A 20169-nucleotide genomic window follows, 5' to 3' on the forward strand; every position below is an offset into this window, starting at 1 on the left:
AGTTGTTTAAAGTAAAGAGTTTGCTCCTTTAGGAGCAGAATCTGTGTAGAAATAAGAATAAATCCGTCAATCAATCCATAGGATTGATATCTTAAATACGATAAATTTTCTAAAGATAGCGTTCCTACGGAACGCAGAACGCCTTGCGAATATGGTGTCTACACAGATAAAACTCTATAGAGTTTTCTGCCATTTTACTTTAAACAACTTTGATGTTAAAAATCTTGCGCCTTTGCGATTGTAAACAATTTTGGGGAGGGTTATTCAGGATGATGTGTGCTTCGGCTCCGCTCAGTGCACGGTAATGGGTGTGGGTACAATGATCCGTTTAATGGAATTGCAACACCGTAGGCTTCGGCTACGCTCAGCCCACGGTGGCAGGTTTGCGTTACAATGATTTGTTAAAATGGAGTATCATTGAAGTACGCTGAGCGGAGCCGAAGCGTACGGTGGCGGGTTGATTGACAATGATTTGTTTAAAATGGAGTAGCAATGAAGTACGCTGAGCGGAGCCGAAGCGTACAAAAGCAGAAATACTTTCATAAAATTCTTCCGGAATCCTTCGGCTGTTGTTCGGTGTTTCTTCGGAAAAAATCCCATTTTTCCGAAGCCAATCCGAAGAAGACCCGAACATGATCCGAAGAAATGGGTTTTCAAACCGGTCAAAACCGGTCAAAAGCAGTCAAAACCAGTCAGAATTTTTTATGATGGTGGAGAATGGACATTTCTTTGGTAATTTTACTCCGTTCATCAAAAAACATCATTCAAAAACAAGCAAAAAAAACAGATTTTCAGAAATTCAGTCAATCAAACAAATCAACCAAAAAGTACGCAGAGCGGAGCCGAAGCGTACGGTTGCCTTAGAAATATCTTCATTAAAATTTTATCGGAGATAAAATCTTTGCGCCCTAAACAGATAGAGTGTGTTAAAAAATATTGCGTCCTTTGCGGGTTTAAACAATTTTGGAATGGTTAATTCAGGATGATGTGCGCTTCGACTCTGCTCAGCGTACGGTGGCGGGTGTGATTGACAATGATCTGTTTAAAATGGGGTGAAAATGATGTGCACTTCGGCTCCGCTCAGCCCACGGTGGTGGTTGGGTTTACAATGATTTGTTTAAAGTTTTATAAGAAAATAAATTTGAATCTGTTGCGCTTACATTACGTAAGTTCATTCACTTAAAAAAATAAAAATAACTATATTTATAAAAAACATGGAAAAAGTAAAAAGACGATGAGTGAATTGGTTAAATTCAAATTTTACGAAACGGCGCTTCAGGCGAACCGTGACAAACAGATTCTGGCGGAAAGCGGCATCAACAGCTTTATCGCGAATGAACAGCTGATCCAGTCGGACTGGCTGCTTTCTCAGGCGGTTGGCGGAATTCAGCTTCAGGTTTTTGAAGTGGATCTTGAAAAAGCCAATCAGGCATTGAAAGATTACAAGGAAAACGAAGAATTTTCTCTGGAGGTGGAACACACCATTGCAGATCCTGAATTTGATTTCGTTTGTCCGAAATGTGGTTCCAATCACATTTACAGGGACGACAGCGCAACGAGTTTTTTCGGAATTTCGATTTTAGCGAGTCATAAATTTGTCTGTTATTATTGCGGGAATGAGTTTACGCATTAATGGTTTTAGAAAGTGACGTAATGTTTTTTTAACGCAATGATCGCAATATTTTTTTGAAGGTATTGTGGATATTTTCCGTTCGCAAGGGCGCTTCACTCAGCAAATGACAGTATATTTGTTCTCCGTATTTGTACGACAAAATAATGTTGAAAAAGACGTAACAATTCCCCTCCTCCGGAGGGGTGGCAAAAATTCAAATGAATTTTTGACGGGGTGGTCTTTAACTATGATTGATAAGTGATAATTGATGATTGATGATTGATGATTGAAAGATACAGTGAAAAGCAAGAAATCAATTAAAAAAAACAATAAAATATTGTGTACATTTTCCTTTCCTAAAGGCTTTTCACTCAGCAAATGACAGTATCTTTGTTATTGTTATTATATCATAAGGATAATATTGAAAAAAAGCAGCAACAATTCCCCTCCTTTGGAGGGGTGGCAAAAATTCGAATGAATTTTTGACGGGGTGGTCTTTAATTATAATTGATAATTGATAAGTGATAAGTGATAAGTGATGACTGATAATTGATGATTTATAATCGATGAGGAATGAATTTTCTTTTACAAATAAATATTATATATTGGAAAATTCATGATTAACTCGTAAAAATTAACCGTTTCCTTCTCATAGCCTCGATTGCAGCGGCATCCTTTTGTGAAGCAAAGCGGAACAAAAGATACAGCGGAAAGCGGGAAAAAGCTCCTAAAAAAGAAGGAAGTTGGAAGATGGAGGATGGAAGTATACGATCATTAAAATAAAAATTTATTAAATAATGTGAGACTGAGGTTGCTTCGTCGCATTCGATTCTCGCAAAGACAAAATAAAAGAGTATGAAAATAATCTGTATAGGAAGAAATTACAGCGAACACGCAAAAGAACTGGGCAACGAAATCCCTGAAAGACCGGTTATTTTTATGAAGCCGGATACAGCGGTTTTGAAGGGAAATGATTTTTACATTCCTGAGTTTTCAGAGGATGTACATTACGAACTGGAGGTTGTTGTGAAAATATCAAAAGGCGGAAAATACATCCAGAAAGAAACGGCACACAAACATTATGAGGAAATCGGGCTGGGAATTGATTTTACCGCAAGAGATCTTCAGAGTGAATTAAAATCCAAAGGACTGCCCTGGGAACTAGCGAAAGGTTTTGACGGTTCTGCAGTGGTGGGAAATTTCTTTAAAAAGGAAAATTTTAATCTGGATTCCCTGAATTTTTCTTTACTGAAGAACAAGGAAAAGGTACAGGACGGAAATACGAAAGACATGATGTTCACCATTGATGATATTATTGCTTTTGTATCACAGTATTTTACTTTAAGAGTGGGAGATCTTATTTTCACCGGAACTCCGAAAGGGGTAGGTAAAGTGGAGGAAAATGATATTCTGGAAGCTTATCTGGAAGAAGAAAAAGTTCTTGATATCCGAATATTATAAGTAATTTAACATAATTTCTGGCATAATTTTCCTATCTTTAGTAAACAAAATTAAAGGTTATGGTAAATATTGTATTACCCGTAGATTTTGGGGACAAAACAGAACAGCTTCTGGAAGGAGCCGTAAAATTTGCTAAGCAGGTTAACGGCAGAATTTATATCATTCACGTTGCGCCATCGGATATTGGCTTTGCCATAGGAGATATGGGGTTTCAGTATTTTCCGGAAGTTGAGGAAAACGAGATCCGGGAAGAGCTTGTTCAGCTGAACAAGATTCAGCAAAGAATTCTGGCTCATGATGTAGACTGCGAACATATTCTTAAACAGGGAATTGCCAAGGATATTATTCTGGAACATGCAGAAGATAAAAAAGCAGATTTTATCGTGATGGGATCACACGGAAGAAGCGGGATTTATGATGTTTTCGTGGGAAGCTTAACAAAAGGAATCACGAAGGATTCTAAAGTTCCTGTTCTGGTTCTTCCGATACATGACTAAAAAGTAATTTTAACCGTTAAATAAAAAAGCCGACCAAATAAATTATTTGATCGGCTTTTTACTATATAACCAATTAATTAACCTTCATTTTTGTAGATTTTCGGATCGTAGTAAGGATGCTTACCTTCCGTTGGAGAATAGTAGTCTTTATCTTTATCACCTCCCAGAGTAACTACCAAAACGTAGCACCAGTAAGTGAACAGTGCGCAGCAAACGATAAACAGAATCCAGTTCAAAACATTACCGAAAGCATCAAAGAAACCGAAAGACCATTTGAAAACTTTGCTTAAGAATAGAAAGAAAGACGTCATTATTTTCCTTTTTTAAATTAACTTTGTACAAATTTATAAAAAATGTTTAAATTACTTTCAAAAGAAAGCAATATTTTTTCAATTCCTGTTTATATTGGTTTTCTTCTTTTAATAGTAATAACTTTTAATTTATTGAATTTCAACACTTATGAGGGGATTATTGCCGGAATTACTTTTCTGGGAATTGCTCTGGGATATTTCTGTTTTCACAGTATTGCACTCAATTACCAGACGCACCTTCCGTTATTTTTGTATACTTTTTTTGTTTTCGGGCTTTATCCGGGACATTTAGATATAGGAATCGCAGTCGCTCTTCTTACCAACTCTTTTCTTTTACTGCTTTTAACCAGTACAAACGAAGATATCAGAAAGAAATCTTACGTTCTGGTAGGTTCTATTGTTGCGCTGAATTTTATTTTTCTTCCGACGACATGGCCTATGGCGGTTTTTGTGATTATTCACGTCATTGCTACTTCCGAGAGAATCAGTCTGAATATTTTCAGGTTTTTGCTGGGGATTATCTTAATTGTGTTCAGCTATTTTTCGGTAATGTTTTTTATTGATTTTAAAAGCTGGAACATGGATTATTTTCCTTTCGGAAAGATGAAACCTATGACAGATTACACAGAGCTTCTGCCTTTAATTCCGGTAATTGGTATGCTGATCTACGCTGTGTACGATCATTTCAGAAATTATAATAAAAAAAGCCCGATAAGCCGATATAAATATACTTTCCTGCTCGTTTTTTCGATGGCGCAGCTGATTACGATTATTCTTTACATGAATAAAAATTATGAATATTTACTTCTTCTTGCCTTTCCGTCTACTATTATCATCAGCAGAATGCTTCGGTTTCTGCCAAAATACTGGATGCAGGAAGTTGGTTTGTGGCTGCTTATTTTCAGTTTAATCGGTTTTAAAGCCGGAACTTATTTTAATTTATTTTAAAGATTATGATTCAGATAGACGATAAATTGATCTCTGAGGATATTTTTTCTGAAGAGTTTGTGTGTAACCTTTCTAAATGTAAAGGTGCGTGTTGTGTGGAAGGAGATGTAGGTGCTCCTTTGGATAAGGACGAACTGGAAATTTTAGATGGTATTTTTGAAAAAGTGAAGCCTTATCTTACTGAGGAAGGTATTAAATCCATCGAAAAAACAGGAACCTGGACAACCGATCCGATGGATGGAATGTATGTAACACCGATGGTAGAAAACCGCGAATGTGCATACGTAACTTTTGATGAAAAAGGAATTACAAAATGTGGTATTGAAAAAGCATATGAGGACGGTGCAGTAGACTGGCAGAAGCCGATCTCCTGTCATCTTTATCCGATCCGTATTAAAGAATATTCTACCTTTAAAGCATTGAATTATGATGTCTGGAAGATTTGCAGCGATGCCTGTACTTTAGGCAAAGAATTGCAGGTTCCTGTGTATAAATTCCTGAAAACGCCTTTGATCCGAAAATACGGTGAAGAATTTTACGAGGTTCTGAGCGAAGTGGCAGATGAATGGAAGAAGGAGTATGGATCTTAATTTTGGGTAAAAGGCTTAAAGAGTGATAGGGTTTGAGGATTTGAGAGTTTAAGAGTTTGAGAGTCTGAGAGTCTGAGGGTTTAGAGTTGTAAGGTTTTTAGGTTTTAAGATTTTTTTCAACTTTAACTGAATTGCATTCAGCCTTATCAGTAAAGATGGACTTGATAGAAGGACAAGATAAATATATCAATAGGAATTGGCTTTAGCCAAAACTAATCATCAATTATGTCTTAAGCTGATTTTTGTAGGTTTTAAATCAGATTAAAACTTAGGTAATTGACAAAATGCAATAATTTGGTGATCTAAATTAATCTTACTTTAATAAAGCAAAACCGTTCTGTAAAATCTACAGAACGGTTTTTAATTGAACTTTATATCGAAAATTATTTTGCTGCTCCGGCTTTTATGACTGCTGTTTCAGCTTTAGCTTCCTCTTTTTTGGCTTTTTCCCAACCGTCTTCCGGCATCAGGGTTGCCACGATTCTGCCTTTTGTAAGATATTTCTTAGCTACATCCTGAAGGTCTTTTACGGTTAAAGCTTTTACTTTTTCCTGATAGTTAAGGATTTCATATTTATCGCTTCCGTCCAACTGGTTTTTGGTAAGCGCATTCATCCAATACATATTGTCTTTCATATTGGTTTTATCATCATTGTACTCTCCTTCCTTATATTTATCAAGGTCTTTCTGTTCAGGTCCTTTATCAATTAACTTCTGAAGCTCTGCAATTGCACTTTTTGTTAACTTCTCAGCATTTTCAGGTCCGCAAGGGAAATTGATGCTGAAACTGTAATTGCTGAACGGAACTTTGTACATTCCTCCTCTTGCTCCGCCTCCGTAAATTCCGCTTTCATCTTCTCTCAGCTTTTCAATCACTTTAATGGTTGCCACTTCTCCAAGAGCTTCTAATGCCAATGCTTCTTTTTCGTTGTAAGGCGTTTCTCCGGTATAGGAGATCGTTACCATACTTTTAGGATCTTTTCCTTTTTTGTAGACCTTAGAATAATCTCCGGTAATCTGTCTGTAACCGGTATCTTTAAACGTTGAAGTTTTTCCGTTTGAAGGAAGACTCGCAATGTACTGCAACACTTCATTTTTGAATGTTGCCTCATCAATATTTCCTACAAAATAAAATTGGAAGTTTCCGGCATTGGAGAATTTCTCTTTATAAATATCGTACGCTTTTTTATAATCTGTATTTGCCCATTCCTTTTCCGTCGGGATAATTCCTACGAATCTCGGGTTTTTCTGATTCATGAATTTTGCATGCTCACTCGAGAAATAAAACTGAGGATTAGACAAAAGGTTATCCATCATCGCAGACTGTTTCGTTTTGTACGCATTAAATGCATCAGGATTGTAATTCAAACCTGTAAAATAAGCATACATCAGCTCCATTGCTGTTCCGAGATCTTTTCTGGTTGTTCTTCCGGAAAGTCCTTCTGTTACGTTTCCGATTGACGGATTTACATTTACCTGCTTTCCTGCAAGATAATTGGTAAGATCTGCTTTGGAGAAACCATTAACTCCGGCTTCTGATAAGGCAGGAAAAGCAAACTGGGTTTTAATAAAGTCGGCATCACTAATTACTGAGCTTCCTCCCAGACTTCTCGCTGCAAAAACAATTTCATCGTCTTTAAAGTCTGTTTTCTTGAAAGTAACTTTTGCGCCATTGCTCAGTGTCCATGTTGTGGTTCCTAATTTGGCATCGGTTTCTGTTTTAGCAATTGTACCTTCAGATTTGAAAGGTTTTACTAAATTTTTAATGGTAGCTTTTTCCTGATACGGTTTAAGATCTGCCATCTTCACTCCTTCAAAAGTATTCAGTACCATAGCTTCTGTCGGCATCTGAACGTTGTCTTTTTTAGGGCCGGTGATTACCACTACTCTGCTGTCGTCTTTTACCAGTTTTTTAATGACTTCATTGGTCTGAGCCAACGTTACGGAAGGTAAGAATTTTTTAGTATCTTCATATTCCCATGCGATTCCCGGCATTGGTTCCTGCTCCAGAAAGTTTCTTACATATTCATCAACCAAAACATCACTTTCTGTTTTGTCTCTGTTGTTGTAGGTTCTTTCGATATTAGACATTATCTGAGATTTTGCCCTGTCTAATTCTGTCTGGGTGAAACCGAATCTTTTCGCTCTTTCCGTTTCTTCCAAAAGAACTTTTAACGCATTTAGCTGGTTTCCGTCTTTCACCATTGCCATTCCCTGAAAAGCTTCTTTGCTTCTTGCATAGGTTCCGCCGTGATAAACATAACCGTACGTAAAAGGAGGATTATTTGAGTTTACCAGCTCTCCTAATCTGTTATTCAGCATGGTGGAAGCAAGCTGTTCTACTAGACTCTGGTTGTACTGCTCTACCGTAACATCCGGCTGATATGCTTCAGAATCTTTCATGATGAACTGCACCATAGATCTTGTAGCATCCGGATCTGTTTCGACAGCCACCAAAGTTTCCTTATGGTTCGGAAGATCGAAGCTCTTTCTTTCTCTCGGTTTTGAAGGATTTTTATATTTGCTGAAATTATCTTTAATTTTCTTTTCAACTTCGTCCACATTGATGTCTCCCACCACTACAATTGCCATCAGATCCGGTCTGTACCAGTCTTTATGAAACTGTCTTATGACATCCGGTTTGAAGTTTTCCAAAACGTCTTTCTTCCCGATCGGAAGTCTGTTGGCGTACTGAGAATTGTACAGTAATTTCGGAAGGTATTTATCCGACATTCTTTTGTCTGCTCCCAAACCAAGTCTTAATTCTTCAAGAACAACTCCTCTTTCTTTATTGATCTGCTCATCGGAAAGTGTGGCGTTAAATGCCCAGTCTTCCATCACTTTAAGACCTGCATCCAGATTTCCGGGCTTGTCTAAAGGAACGGGAAGCATATAAACTGTTTCATCAAAGCTGGTGTAAGCGTTTAAGTGCTGTCCGAATTTTACTCCGATTGACTGAAGAAAATCCACAAGTTTATTATCAGGAAAGTTTTTTGTTCCGTTGAAGTTCATGTGCTCCATGAAATGAGCCAGTCCTCTTTGGTTTTCATCCTCAAGGATAGATCCTGCATTAATTGCCAGTCTGAAATCTACTTTCTTCTCGGGTAATGTATTTTTTCTGATATAGTACTTCATCCCGTTCGGAAGTGTACCGGTCTTTACAGAAGGATCCATAGGAATATTCTGTGCAAATGCATTGGCAGACATCAGAAAGACAACTGCAAGCGACGAAAACATTTTTTTCATAGTTGTTTCGATTATTAATTTTTATGGTTCAAAAATATAATTTATTCACTTAACGTGGAAATGTTTAAATTATTATTTTAAGTTAAAATTGAGTTAATTATCGTTAATAATTTCCGATAAAAGATTTGAATTTCAGAAAATGAGAACAGCTTTAAAAGGGAAAGCCCAAGCCAAAGTAATGTCATCTTTTCTCATCAGTATGTTTTTGTGTTTAATACCGCAAAAATATAAATTCAGAATGTAAAGAATTTCTTTTTTTAGTTAAACTTTAGTTAAAAATAGTATATCAACAAAAAAATCGGGCAAAACCCGATTTTATTATGTTAAATTAAAGTTGTTTTATTTAAAATCCGCATCTGTAACTCCTGCATTAAGAGTAACCTTTGTTGTTTTAATAGTCATGGTCTGCCCTCCTCCCTGTGCTTCAATTAGTGACGGGAATTTAATTCCGTCTACCGTTAAATAATCTTTCGTAAAGGCAGTTCCTTCTTTTGCATCTGCTTTATATAAAAGACCTGTAGAAGCATCAAAATAGAATTTTCCTTTATCCGAAGTTAATACATTATAATCTTTTCCGTCTATTTTTTCCGTAGTAACATCTTTGAACTTCGTATAATCGTATCCTAAAGCATCAATAATTTTTCCTTTCTTTAAATCTCCCAGTTTCTCTGCCGGAATTTCGCTTTTGTTGCCCATCTGCTCCATGTACCCTTTTTCTCCGTCAAAATACTGAGAGGCCGCTTTCTGTCCCATAAAAAACTGTTCAGATTTGAACTTATTGCCCAGTTTTTTGGTCGTCATTGTGATTTCTCCCGGAAGCGCAGCCCCCGAAATTGTATTTTCCATCACAATGGATTTCACTGCTTCAAGTTTATCTTTTCCTCCAAGTGCTGTAAGATATTTATCGATAACTTCTTTTGGAGTAAGCTTAGATTTTACAGCTTCCGTTTTAGCCGGAGCAGCAGTAGTATTTTGTGCAGCTACCGAAGTAGAAAAAAGCACGGCGCAAAAAAACGGAATGATGATCTTTTTCATAAATAAAGTTTATAATCGTAAATATAGGAATATTAAACAAATAAATGCAGATGTTTTATCAATAAAAAAACCACTGTAAAAACAGTGGTTTTCAAATATTTATAGTAAAATAAATTACTTTTTAAGCTCTTCCAAAAACTCGTCGTGAGAAATTGCAGTTTCTTTTTTCGTTGCTTTTTCAAGGATTACATCTTTCAGCTTCGTCATCGCAACTTCAGAAGAAATCTGTCTTACCTGCTCCTGATCTTTAAGCATTTCAACAGCATATTTCTGGATCTCTTCGTCTCCTAAATGGTGGATTCCGTAGATTGCCAATTGATTTCTTACCAATTGTTCAGCCTGTCCTAAAACATCAGCATAATCTAATTTGATATCGTTATCACTCATCAATTTTCCTTCGATGATCTGATATTTCAACTGGTTTTTCTCAGATTCAAGGATTTCTTTTGCCTGTTCTTCAGACTGGATGTTCTGGTTAGAGAACATTAACCATTTTACAAGGAATGTTTCAGGAAGCTTTACTTCTTCTTTTTCAGAAACCTGCTCCAATACTTTATTCACAAAGTGAACATCAGCATTTTGCTGGAAGTATTCGTCTAATTCAGATTTTACTTTTTCTTTCAGTTCTTCTTCAGACTTAATGTTTCCTTCTCCGTACACTTTATCGAATAATTCCTGATTAAGTTCAGCCAGATTAAGACCGTAGAAATCTTTTACTTTTACTTCCACTTCGTTGTGGTGTAAATGCTCAACTTCTTCTTTAGAGAATCCTAATTCTTTAGCCAGTTCTTCGTTTTCAGCAAGCGTTTCTTTAGAAACTTTTACAGAACCGTCCATTTTCAAAGATTTTACCAGTTTGAAAGCTTCTTTGTTTTCAGCAGTAATGGTAACGTTCTTCGGATGGTGGTGGTGCTCTCCTTCTGCATCTTCTTCCACAACCTGAGAAATTTCTAAAGCAATGTAAGAATCTTTATTGATTTTTTCTTGAGGAGCCTGCTCTGCGAAACGCTTCTGCATGTTCTCAATACTTTTGTTGATTTCTTTTTCAGAAGCCTCTACTTTGTAGTGAGGAGCTTCATATTTAGCCAGGTCAATAGTGAATTCAGGCTCAAATCCTACTTCAAAAGCAACTTCAAGCTGATCCGCATTGTAATCGAATTCGTTTACTGGCTGTGGAACCGGCTGACCAACTAATCTTAGTTTGTTTTCGTTTACGTAGCTGTTTAAAGCATCAGAAACCTGCTTGTTGATTTCTTCAAAAGCAATACCTGCTTCATATTGTTTTCTAACCATACTCAAAGGCACTTTTCCTTTTCTGAAACCAGGAACTTGCGCATTTTTAGCATAATTAATCAATTGCTTATCAACTTTTTCTTTATAGTCAGATTTTTCCAATGTCACTGTAAGCAATGCACTTACATCATCATGGTTTTTTGCAGTAACCTTCATTATTGATTAAAATTTTAGGTTGCAAAAATATAAAAATTTTATGAAAATCGTTCATTTAAAATCAACTTAAAAGCTAAATATTGTTAAATTAAAAAACCACCGGAAAATTTCCGATGGTTTTACTAACAAGATTAAAGATATTAAAAGGTTATTTTAATTCGTAATAGTATAGTTTGCCTGTGCATCTGTTTCTCCTCCTACCTGAGTTCCGTAGATCACGCCGTTTGTGGTTGTCTGGGAATCTTCAGTTACACTTGCCGGTTCATGATATAAAGTGAAAATCAGCTGGCTTGTTGCAGAAGGATTTTTAACGGCTTTGTTGACCACCCATTCTGTTTTTAAACCTACCCGTTTTCCGTCTGCTCTTGTAGAAGAAGCATCATCTGTACGCGTTAAAGTAATATCTGAATTCGGGAAATTGAAAATTAAAAAGTGTTCGTCTTTTGCATCTTTAATTTCCTGAGTGGCATCTTCGTTTCCGTTTTTAAACTGTGCAGTTACCTGATAGGTTTTTCCGTCGGTTAATTTAATCGCTTGAGCTCCTCCCGCTCCCATGCTGTAATTGTACGTTTGGGTAGTTCCCGCCGCAACATCTTTCACATTCAAAATAATGTTGGTAAGGTCTTCCTGAGGAAGATCGTCTTCTGCTGCAGATCCGTCTCTCTGACAGGAAACTACGGTAATGGCGATGAATAAAACAGCTAATAATTTGATGATATTTTTAGTATTGAATAATTTCATTTTTTTAAATTTTAAGGTTGATATTTTGTCTGATGGTTTTAAAAATCTTTAGAATCTGTATCTAAAGTTGAGAATAAAGTTTCTTCCTGCCTCATCCGAGAAAAATCTCATCCTGTTCAGATAATCTCTGTACGAAACATTGAAAAGATTGTTCACGATAAGTCCCGCAGAAAGATTTTTGCTGATGTTGATTCCTGTCTGGATATTCCAGAGAGAATAACCGTTTGGCGGAGTACTCAGATCCACCGTTTTTTCCACTTCATCTCCGTCTATATATATAGGTATGGTTGCATTATACACCGGAAATCTGTTCTGCTTAAGAAAAGTCTGGTTTTCTAAAGTAAAATAGAACTGATTCCAGTTTTCCTTTTTAAACTGTAATGCATTGGAAAAATTCGGAGGCATCATTAAAATCAACGGAACATTGTTTGTGTCGTCCTGTCCGTAAACATAACTTCCCTTTCCTACATAAGTAAGATGATCCGTAAGTTTAAGATTAACATCCAGATCTACCCCATACATTTTGGCATCGATCTGCTGATAAGACCACACGGGAAATACTCCTCTGATCGTATTCTGAACTCCTGTAGGAACTTCGTTGATGAAATTTTTGGTGATAAAAAAGTAAGGATTTACAGAAACATTCAATCCTTTTAAAACGTTGAATTTTGAATCCACCGTAAGATTAAACTGATGTCCCTGTTCATTTTTCAGTCCCATATCTCCGATTTCGATCACAGAGGCTGAATGGTGCAGTCCGTCTGAAAATAGTTCCGCAATATTCGGTGTTCTGCCCACTTTTGCATAATTGAATTTCAGATCAAAAGATGAATTCGGACGATATTCTAATCCTGCATTGAATGATACATTGTTATAATTAAGTTGAGGACGCGTAAGAATCCTGTTCTGATCCGTTTTTACATAAAACTGAGGATAAGAATCTGCATATCTCTTCTCCCAATCGCTTTTATCGTACCATTTGGTAACATCATAACGCGTAAAATCGTATCGCGCTCCTGCCTCCACATTGAAATTGCCGGAGATTTTATATTTAAAAACGGAATAAAAACCTGCCGCATATTTATCATAGTTCGGAATCAGACGTCTTGCTTTTGTCGCCGGATCCGAATAATTGTTCTGAAAACTCGCATCAATTCCCGTTTCCAGAGAAAACTTCCCTCTTTCCAGCAAATCATTAAGATTAAACTGATGCGTCATCAGTTCCAGATCCAGAGAAGGCGTATCTTTCAGTTCTCCTCTTCTGATGTCATATTCCTGTCTGTGGTTGTACTGATAACTGTACGTCGCAGAAACTTTCCCGATATTTTCAAATCTTTTGAAAGCCGAAACTTTCGCAATATGATGCTCGATTACCTGTCTCGGATTATCAATATCATAACTGAAAGTTCCTGTGTAAACCGGAATTTTCGTAGTAGTTGCGTTGTAAAAATCTTCATTGTTTCCCACGTGAGAACCTCTGTAAATTCCTATATTCTGGTTGGTTAAATAATAATCAAAAGAAATTCCTCTCTCGTAAGTATTATTCTGAACGGTAAAATTAAACGAAGAAAAATCCATTCCTGTGTTCATCAGGTTATAATCTGGAGCATTCTGATCTCCCAGTTTTTTGATGCTTCCTCCGGTTTTTACCGCCCATCCGTTTTTCCAGATTTTCGCAACATCCGCATCCAGAGCCATTCCTTTTCCGTTTGAAATTCCGGTAAGACCGACTGAACCTTTTAAAGTATCCTTTTTAGGGAAAATTTCAGGTTCCATCACCACGACTCCGCCAATCGCATCACTTCCGTACTTCAATGCAGAAGCACCTTTGATAACGTCGATATGCTGGAAATTATTAATATCCACATTTGGAGCGTGTTCTACTCCCCACTCCTGTTCGGCAAGTCTCACTCCATTGTTTAAGATAGAGATTCTGCTTCCGTAAAGCCCGTGAATAATAGGTTTTGAGATATTATTTCCTGTTTTCAAAGCACTGACTCCCGAAATCTTCGTCAGTAAATTTCCTAAATTATCTGTGGAATTTCTTTGAATTTCAGATTTATCAAGTGTTTTGATTACTAAAGATCCGTTGCTTTTATGGTTTCCGTGAATGGTCACCGTTTCGATATCCTGAATATGATGTTCAAGCGTAATTGTTAAATGCAAATCCTGTGTAACTCCTACATTTTCAGTATAATCATTACAATCAGGATGTTTAGCAATGAGTATATATTTTCCCGCAGGAATTTTATTGATTGAAAACTTACCGTTTTTATCGGTTTTTGCAGAAAAATCTCCAATTTTCACGGATGCATTTTCCAGCATGGTTTTATCGTGAAAATCCTGAACTGTTCCTTCTACCGTATAAGTCTGCTGTGCGTTGGTGAATGCAAATCCGCAAAGGATAAGCATAAAGCTATAGATCAATTTCATTGTTAAATAGATTGATTGTGTACTTTTCAGGGTACTTTTTCGTTAAAATTTGAATTGGATTTTTTAGCTTCAGACGATGAATCTCAATGCTCAATTTTGAACCGTTAAGATTTATTTTAAGAATTTAGAGTCATTAAGTTTAACCTTGCTTTTAAGGGATACAAAAAATCTATATGATTTTTCTTAACGAAACTTAATTTCTAAATCATCTTAATGACTTAAAAAACATCAGCTGGCTTAATTAAAATACATCATGTATTTAAAATTATCTGGCAAAAAATCCGAAAAAATCTATGAATTATGAAATTGCGGGCGGACCGCGAAGCTGAAAGGTAAATTTGGTCTGAGACCATATTTTTTCCTGAACGGTAATAATCTGCTTTACTTCATGCGTGTAATGTGCAAAAGAAAAACTGAATTCTTCAGGAACTAAAGTATGTCCGGTAGCTAAGAAATGACAGGCAAGACAGTCTGCTGCTTTTTCCTTCGCTGTATTTTTGGTAAGTGTATTTTCTGATTTTTTGAAGCTGAAGTTTTTAAAAACTTCTTCAGAACTGTGACTGTGGAAATTCTGGGAAAACATCGCAAGAAAATAGATTCCAAACAATAATTTGGAAATAAAATTCTTCAGATTTCTGTTTTCTTTAAAAATCATTCGTCAAAATTATAAAAATAATTTAAAAACTGAGATTAAAGTTTTATTAAAATATATTAATTGATAAGTAAGCTGATATGAAATTTTGTTACAAACTGTAATCAAACCTTATAGGTTTTAAAAACCTATAAGGTTTATTTTATGTATTTCTTAGAAATTAATCCAACTGAGTCCCCAAATATTCCCATTCCTGCAAAGCAAGATCCAGTTCTTCTTTGGTATTGTTGTATTTTTCCAGTGTTTCTTCCGAAGGATTTTCTTTAGTGAAAGAAGCTTCAAATTCCTCAACTTTTGTTTCCAGTTCAGTAATTTTTTCTTCTACTTTTTTCAGTTTATTCTGAATATTTTTCTGCTCTTTGCTTACAATGGTTGATTGTTGAGTTTCTGTTGCAGGCTTTTCCTCTTTTTTTGCCTTTACTTCAACCTTAGTATCTTCTCCATGAAGTTTTGCTTTTTCAGCAGAGATTTCGCGAATCGATTCTTTTTGTCTGAATTCAAGATATTCGTTGATATCTCCTAAGAATTCTTTCATTCTTCCATCACGGAATTCGTAGATCTTATCGCAAAGTCCCTGTAAGAATTCTCTGTCGTGCGAAATTACAATTAACGTTCCTTCAAATTTCTGAAGCGCCAGTTTGATGATTTCCTTAGACTGAATATCCAAGTGATTCGTAGGTTCGTCCATAATAAGCGTGTTGAAAGGACGAAGCAACAATTTACAAAGCGCAAGACGGTTTCTTTCTCCTCCGGAAAGCACTTTCGTTTTTTTGTTCACCGCCTCTCCCTGAAAAAGGAAAGATCCTAACAAATCACGGACTCTTGGTCTTGTTTCTTCGGTTGCAGCGTCTTCCGCTTCTTCCTGAACGGTTTTATTCGGGGTTAAAACTTCCTCCTGATTCTGAGCAAAATAACCGATGTTTACGTTATGTCCAAGATTCCATGTTCCGGAGTAATCTTTAATGTCTCCTGCAAGAATTTTCGCCAACGTTGTTTTTCCCTGTCCGTTTTGTCCAAGAAGCGCAATTCTGTCTCCTCGCTGAACGATGAAATCCACATCATCAAAAATCTGTTTTTCGCCGTAAGCTTTTCCAAGATTTTCAGCTTCGAAGATAATTTTTCCGGGAACCTGCGACTGTACGAAACGGATATTGAATTTAGAAACGTCTTCATTATCTACTTCAATACGCTCGATCTTGTCTAATTTTTTAATCAAAGACTGCGCAAAAGATGCTTTTGTGGCACTTGCACGGAACTTATTGATGTTATCTTCCATCTGCTTGATCTCCGCATCCTGATTCTTTTTAGCCTGAATCAGTTTTTCGCGGCGGTCTTCGCGCATCACAAGATATTTGGAATAATTGGCTTTATAATCGTCAACTTTTTTGTTGTTGATATCAAAAGTACGGTTACAAACCGCAGTCATAAACTGCTTATCGTGACTTACCAGAACAATGGCTCCGGGATAATCTTTCAAAAAGTTTTCCAGCCACATGATGGATTCCATATCCAGGTGGTTCGTAGGCTCATCGAGAAGCATGATGTCGTTCTTTTGCAGAAGCAGTTTTGCCAGCTCGATTCTCATTCTCCAGCCTCCGGAAAATTCATCGGTGATTTTCTGGAAATCATCCGCCTTGAAACCAAGCCCGAACAATACTTTTTCCATGTCGCCTTCCAGATTGTAGGCATCGTGGTTCATCAAAAGATCGTTCAGTTCCGTCATTTTATTAATCAGATCTGTGTAAGAATCGCTTTCGTAGTCGGTTCTTGTCGCCATCTGATGATTCACCTCTTCAAGCTCATTTTTCCATGCGTTGATCTGTTCGAAAGCCTGCATGGTTTCTGCCCATACTGTTCTTCCTTTTACGAAATCGAGATCCTGCTTAAGGAACCCGATGGTGATGTTTCCTTCCGGAACCACGTTTCCTTCGTAGAAATTAATTTCTCCGGAAAGCATTTTCAATAAAGTGGATTTCCCCGCTCCATTTTTACCGACCAAACCAATTTTATCATCCTTTTTAATCGTGAAATTCACGTTTTGAAACAGATATGTTCCTGAATGATGTAATCCTAAACCTTGAACCGAAAGCATGTGTTAAATAATGATTAATAGTGAATAATGAATTTTCGGGTGCAAAAATACGGAAAATAAAGCAATTGTAAACTTGTTAAAAATTTAATAGAGCTGAACCTTAATTTTAATTTTTAAATTTGAAGAAAATTATACTCCCGTTTCAGAACATAAACTACTGAATACAACAAAACACAAACTTCAATAATGACAGATACTCAATCCCTTTGGATAAAAACAGGCTATGAAGCTTTTGCAATTCTTGGTGAAAATGCATTGAAAATAGAGCAGCTTGCCAGAGAAACCGGAAAAAGTAAATCTTCCTTTTATCATCATTTTGCAGATACAGAAGGATTTATGGGAGAATTACTCCGTTTTCACTTAAAAAGATCTGAGATTATTGCAGAAAAAGAAAAAAATGCCCGAAATATACATCCTGAACTTATTGAAATTCTGGCTGAACATAAGATAGACCTTCTTTTCAACCGCCAACTGCGTTTTCATCAGCAGAAGCAAAATTTCCGGAAAACTTTGGAGAAATCCAACCAGATTGTAGGAAACGAGTTTGTAAAAATCTGGGCAGAAGATCTTCAGCTTAAACTTTCTCAGCGACAATTGGAAAGCCTTTTTGAACTGGCTCTGGAAAACTTTTTCCTACAGATTAATCCTGAAAATATAACTAAAGAATGGCTTACTTCTTATTTTGAAAATTTAAAAAGAATTGCAAAAAACTTTGAATAAAAAATCCTTCGCACATACTTTTTATAAATCCTTTATATTGTACGGAAGCGTCTAACATTAACATTGTTTCCTGAGTAATTTTGCAAAAAAAATTATTCGTTCCATGACGCAAAAACTTCATCATTTCTACTTAAAAGTAACAGCAATTGTCATAGGTTCATTTGGTCCTGTTTTCTTTTTGGGAACCATGTTACCTACTTCCGAACCTGCAAGATGGTCTTTGGATCTTCTGAGTCTTCCCTTGGACGGATTGCAGACTTTTCATGATCCTACCACACGATTTTTAAGTGCTTTAACAGGAGGTTTTCTATTCGGTTGGGGAATTTGTATATGGTTTCTGCAAAAATGGGTTTATCCAAAAGCTCCCGATGAAGTCCGAAGGTCTGTTTTAGCCGGACTTTTATCATGGTTTTTTCTAGACAGTGCAGGTTCTGTAACATCCGGGAATTCAAGCAATGCTTTTATTAATATTATTGTTTTACTCATTGCTACAGGACCTCTGTGGAAAAAAGCTAAAAATTAAAATATTTACCCATTTATGTCAAAAAATTCATCAATGAAAAATTCAAATTTTCTTAAAATTCTTTTAATTGTTCAATCTTTAACACTGTTTGTGTACACAATATTCTGTTTTCAAAAGGAAGGCGCAGATTTGCTCAGTGTTTTCGTTAATAACATTGCTGCTATTGGCTGGAGCGGACAATTTAATCTGGATTTTTCCTGTTATTTACTTCTTTCGGGTTTATGGATTGTGTGGCGTAATAAATTCAGTTTAAACTCTGTCTTTATTGCGATTACAGCAAGCATTGTAGGAATTATGGTTTTTGCTCCTTACTTTTTATTTCTATTGATAAAAGAAAAGGGAGATCTGAAATTAACGTTAATCGGAAGTCGTTAACGATATAGCTGATATAAAAATTGAGCTGTCCACTAAAGACAGCTCAACACCTAAATTTAAAACTGAAAATGTACTAACATTTATTATAAAAATTTTCTTTGATCAATATCGTACGGCTCCAATTATCGTTATTCGGAATATTGGTTCCGTAGGCATAATCAACCACAGAATCTTCAATATGATGTATTTCCGACTGTAATCTGGATTGGTTTTTATTGAACTGATCATCCGAATTGCTCGGAACATTCAGTCCGTTATTGATGATTTCCGTATGGGTTTCCGATTTGGAATCCATCATCAAAGCAGGATGATATAAGCCGAAATTAGCCGAAATATGGATATAATCTGCCAGTTTTTCGTAATTGTAATCTGGTTTAAGATCCGGTGAAAGGTTTTTAACATAATTTCCCAAAATCTCCGAAAGTTCTGACAGATAAGAATGTTCTTCAGAATGAACAGCAAATGTGTCCTCATCAAAATCCGTATCAAATACAGGTTCCTGAGAATTTGTTTCCATAAGCATCAGTTTTCCATACACTTTTGAAAGCTCACTGTACACCAGATTTCTTGCAACGTATGCCTGAGAAAAAACTTCGCCCTTATCAATTTTATAATCCTGTAAAATATGACTCCATATTTTCTTTTTTTCTGAATCTAAAGCAGTTCCTCTGATGTTCTCCACATAATAATACAACTCCGTATTTTTAATAAAATTCGGGGAAACATACACCGATTGAGAGCCTTCTAAATATCCTCCTCCAACATCTGCATGTGCACCCGGAACAAAAATTTCTTTCCAGACAGAGCCTCCGTTCTCCCATTTTTTATCTGTTCTTTCTTTCGATTCTTCGAAAATGCCTGTTAAAGGAAAAAAGTAACGGCATTCGTTCACTGCACAGATATGAAGAACTTTTTCCGTTTCGGGCAAAACTGCCACATCATAATCGCTGAAAGCGGCAGATTCTACGGTATCAAAAATTCCAAGAAATTTAATTTTAACTTTTTTTCCTGAAAATTCGGAAGTATGATGCATTACTTCATTGCAAAAATTCCTTGCCAGCATGGCGCCTCTGCTAAAACCATAGACGTATAAATGATATTCTTTATCCTTTTCGTGAACTGTATTTTTAATAAATAATAAAGCGTCTTCCAGTTTATCATCAGAAGAATATCCGTAGTATCCCGCAGGATTTTTACACGTAGCCATCGCAAAATCACTATCTTCATTTCCTGTAACAGTTCCGATTCCTTCTACATATTTTTTCTCATTGCCATTAAACAGCTTAAATAATTTATAGATATTGGTAATATTACCGTAATAGCTTTCGTTATTTTTAAGTGGTTTTTCATGAGAAGTAGCATTCATCCCGTTATTTCCTGTTCCATCGAAGAAAATTCCGACAGAGATGATGTTGTTTTCCATTACACTTTGTGGTTTTATCTTGTCTTCATTATTAAAAATGAAGCACTTATTATATGAACACT

General features: G+C 36.2%; 17 protein-coding genes. 8 read left to right on the plus strand and 9 right to left on the minus strand.

What is annotated here, in order from left to right:
* The first annotated feature begins 1234 nt into the window (after positions 1-1234).
* The 3 genes from KKI44_RS09155 (at position 1235) to KKI44_RS09165 (ending at position 3570) form a co-directional block, all read left to right on the plus strand.
* A complete protein-coding gene (locus KKI44_RS09155) occupies positions 1235-1633 on the plus strand; it encodes a hypothetical protein (protein WP_214590721.1) in 399 nt (132 codons plus the stop codon).
* Between the two features lie 834 nt (positions 1634-2467).
* Entirely contained in the window at positions 2468-3073 is a 606-nt protein-coding gene (locus KKI44_RS09160; protein ID WP_214590722.1) for a fumarylacetoacetate hydrolase family protein, read from the plus strand.
* Between the two features lie 59 nt (positions 3074-3132).
* Positions 3133-3570 carry a universal stress protein gene (locus tag KKI44_RS09165; protein ID WP_214590723.1) on the plus strand — a complete coding sequence of 146 codons (438 nt, stop codon included), beginning with the start codon at positions 3133-3135 and terminating at the stop codon, positions 3568-3570.
* Between the two features lie 77 nt (positions 3571-3647).
* Here the strand turns inward: KKI44_RS09165 and KKI44_RS09170 are convergent, their stop codons facing one another.
* Positions 3648-3881, minus strand: coding sequence for a DUF6341 family protein (locus KKI44_RS09170; RefSeq protein ID WP_214590724.1), 234 nt, complete (start codon positions 3879-3881; stop codon positions 3648-3650).
* A gap of 42 nt (positions 3882-3923) precedes the next feature.
* On the opposite strand from KKI44_RS09170, the gene KKI44_RS09175 reads away from it, so the two are divergent.
* Together KKI44_RS09175 and KKI44_RS09180 are read left to right on the plus strand one after the other, a co-directional pair.
* Positions 3924-4829 (plus strand): DUF6427 family protein, encoded by a 906-nt coding sequence (locus tag KKI44_RS09175; RefSeq protein ID WP_214590725.1) that lies wholly within the window; start codon positions 3924-3926, stop codon positions 4827-4829.
* Positions 4830-4834: 5 nt separating this feature from the next.
* Positions 4835-5419, plus strand: a complete 585-nt coding sequence (locus tag KKI44_RS09180; RefSeq protein ID WP_214590726.1) for a DUF3109 family protein — start codon at positions 4835-4837, stop codon at positions 5417-5419.
* A 383-nt stretch (positions 5420-5802) separates the two neighbouring features.
* Here the strand turns inward: KKI44_RS09180 and KKI44_RS09185 are convergent, their stop codons facing one another.
* The 7 genes from KKI44_RS09185 to KKI44_RS09215 all read right to left on the minus strand — a co-directional run bounded on the left by KKI44_RS09185 (position 5803) and on the right by KKI44_RS09215 (position 17066).
* Complete coding sequence (locus tag KKI44_RS09185) at positions 5803-8664, minus strand: M16 family metallopeptidase (RefSeq protein ID WP_214590727.1); 2862 nt, start codon at positions 8662-8664, stop codon at positions 5803-5805.
* Positions 8665-9003: 339 nt separating this feature from the next.
* Positions 9004-9699 carry a hypothetical protein gene (locus tag KKI44_RS09190; RefSeq protein WP_214590728.1) on the minus strand — a complete coding sequence of 232 codons (696 nt, stop codon included), beginning with the start codon at positions 9697-9699 and terminating at the stop codon, positions 9004-9006.
* A 114-nt stretch (positions 9700-9813) separates the two neighbouring features.
* A complete protein-coding gene (locus KKI44_RS09195) occupies positions 9814-11148 on the minus strand; it encodes a trigger factor (RefSeq protein WP_214590729.1) in 1335 nt (444 codons plus the stop codon).
* A 153-nt stretch (positions 11149-11301) separates the two neighbouring features.
* Complete coding sequence (locus tag KKI44_RS09200; RefSeq protein ID WP_116097566.1) at positions 11302-11889, minus strand: hypothetical protein; 588 nt, start codon at positions 11887-11889, stop codon at positions 11302-11304.
* Between the two features lie 48 nt (positions 11890-11937).
* Positions 11938-14322 (minus strand): TonB-dependent receptor, encoded by a 2385-nt coding sequence (locus tag KKI44_RS09205; RefSeq protein ID WP_214590730.1) that lies wholly within the window; start codon positions 14320-14322, stop codon positions 11938-11940.
* A gap of 298 nt (positions 14323-14620) precedes the next feature.
* Positions 14621-14977: a hypothetical protein gene (locus KKI44_RS09210; protein WP_214590731.1), complete on the minus strand. Its 357-nt coding sequence runs from the start codon at positions 14975-14977 to the stop codon at positions 14621-14623.
* Between the two features lie 157 nt (positions 14978-15134).
* Positions 15135-17066: an ABC-F family ATP-binding cassette domain-containing protein gene (locus KKI44_RS09215; protein ID WP_214590732.1), complete on the minus strand. Its 1932-nt coding sequence runs from the start codon at positions 17064-17066 to the stop codon at positions 15135-15137.
* A gap of 186 nt (positions 17067-17252) precedes the next feature.
* Between KKI44_RS09215 and KKI44_RS09220 the strand changes: the two genes are divergently transcribed.
* The 3 genes from KKI44_RS09220 to KKI44_RS09230 all read left to right on the plus strand — a co-directional run bounded on the left by KKI44_RS09220 (position 17253) and on the right by KKI44_RS09230 (position 18684).
* The gene (locus KKI44_RS09220) at positions 17253-17786 is read left to right on the plus strand and encodes a TetR/AcrR family transcriptional regulator (RefSeq protein ID WP_214590733.1); all 534 of its coding nucleotides are present in this window, start codon (positions 17253-17255) and stop codon (positions 17784-17786) included.
* Positions 17787-17889: 103 nt separating this feature from the next.
* A complete protein-coding gene (locus KKI44_RS09225) occupies positions 17890-18309 on the plus strand; it encodes a hypothetical protein (RefSeq protein WP_214590734.1) in 420 nt (139 codons plus the stop codon).
* Positions 18310-18342: 33 nt separating this feature from the next.
* Entirely contained in the window at positions 18343-18684 is a 342-nt protein-coding gene (locus KKI44_RS09230; protein ID WP_214590735.1) for a hypothetical protein, read from the plus strand.
* Positions 18685-18757: 73 nt separating this feature from the next.
* On the opposite strand, the gene KKI44_RS09235 is transcribed toward KKI44_RS09230, so the two are convergent.
* Positions 18758-20107, minus strand: coding sequence for a T6SS phospholipase effector Tle1-like catalytic domain-containing protein (locus tag KKI44_RS09235; RefSeq protein ID WP_214590736.1), 1350 nt, complete (start codon positions 20105-20107; stop codon positions 18758-18760).
* Between the last annotated feature and the right edge of the window lie 62 nt (positions 20108-20169).

Source organism: Chryseobacterium sp. ZHDP1, assembly GCF_018603435.1.
GTDB classification, from domain to species: Bacteria; Bacteroidota; Bacteroidia; order Flavobacteriales; family Weeksellaceae; genus Chryseobacterium; species Chryseobacterium indicum.

Excerpts from the sequence above, each read along its gene's own strand:
- KKI44_RS09155 (WP_214590721.1), top strand. The coding sequence starts at position 1,235 with ATGAGTGAATTGGTTAAATTCAAATTTTACGAAACGGCGCTTCAGGCG.
- KKI44_RS09160 (WP_214590722.1), top strand. The coding sequence starts at position 2,468 with ATGAAAATAATCTGTATAGGAAGAAATTACAGCGAACACGCAAAAGAA.
- KKI44_RS09165 (WP_214590723.1), top strand. The coding sequence starts at position 3,133 with ATGGTAAATATTGTATTACCCGTAGATTTTGGGGACAAAACAGAACAG.
- KKI44_RS09170 (WP_214590724.1), bottom strand. The coding sequence starts at position 3,881 with ATGACGTCTTTCTTTCTATTCTTAAGCAAAGTTTTCAAATGGTCTTTC.
- KKI44_RS09175 (WP_214590725.1), top strand. The coding sequence starts at position 3,924 with ATGTTTAAATTACTTTCAAAAGAAAGCAATATTTTTTCAATTCCTGTT.
- KKI44_RS09180 (WP_214590726.1), top strand. The coding sequence starts at position 4,835 with ATGATTCAGATAGACGATAAATTGATCTCTGAGGATATTTTTTCTGAA.
- KKI44_RS09185 (WP_214590727.1), bottom strand. The coding sequence starts at position 8,664 with ATGAAAAAAATGTTTTCGTCGCTTGCAGTTGTCTTTCTGATGTCTGCC.
- KKI44_RS09190 (WP_214590728.1), bottom strand. The coding sequence starts at position 9,699 with ATGAAAAAGATCATCATTCCGTTTTTTTGCGCCGTGCTTTTTTCTACT.
- KKI44_RS09195 (WP_214590729.1), bottom strand. The coding sequence starts at position 11,148 with ATGAAGGTTACTGCAAAAAACCATGATGATGTAAGTGCATTGCTTACA.
- KKI44_RS09200 (WP_116097566.1), bottom strand. The coding sequence starts at position 11,889 with ATGAAATTATTCAATACTAAAAATATCATCAAATTATTAGCTGTTTTA.
- KKI44_RS09205 (WP_214590730.1), bottom strand. The coding sequence starts at position 14,322 with ATGAAATTGATCTATAGCTTTATGCTTATCCTTTGCGGATTTGCATTC.
- KKI44_RS09210 (WP_214590731.1), bottom strand. The coding sequence starts at position 14,977 with ATGATTTTTAAAGAAAACAGAAATCTGAAGAATTTTATTTCCAAATTA.
- KKI44_RS09215 (WP_214590732.1), bottom strand. The coding sequence starts at position 17,066 with ATGCTTTCGGTTCAAGGTTTAGGATTACATCATTCAGGAACATATCTG.
- KKI44_RS09220 (WP_214590733.1), top strand. The coding sequence starts at position 17,253 with ATGACAGATACTCAATCCCTTTGGATAAAAACAGGCTATGAAGCTTTT.
- KKI44_RS09225 (WP_214590734.1), top strand. The coding sequence starts at position 17,890 with ATGACGCAAAAACTTCATCATTTCTACTTAAAAGTAACAGCAATTGTC.
- KKI44_RS09230 (WP_214590735.1), top strand. The coding sequence starts at position 18,343 with ATGAAAAATTCAAATTTTCTTAAAATTCTTTTAATTGTTCAATCTTTA.
- KKI44_RS09235 (WP_214590736.1), bottom strand. The coding sequence starts at position 20,107 with ATGGAAAACAACATCATCTCTGTCGGAATTTTCTTCGATGGAACAGGA.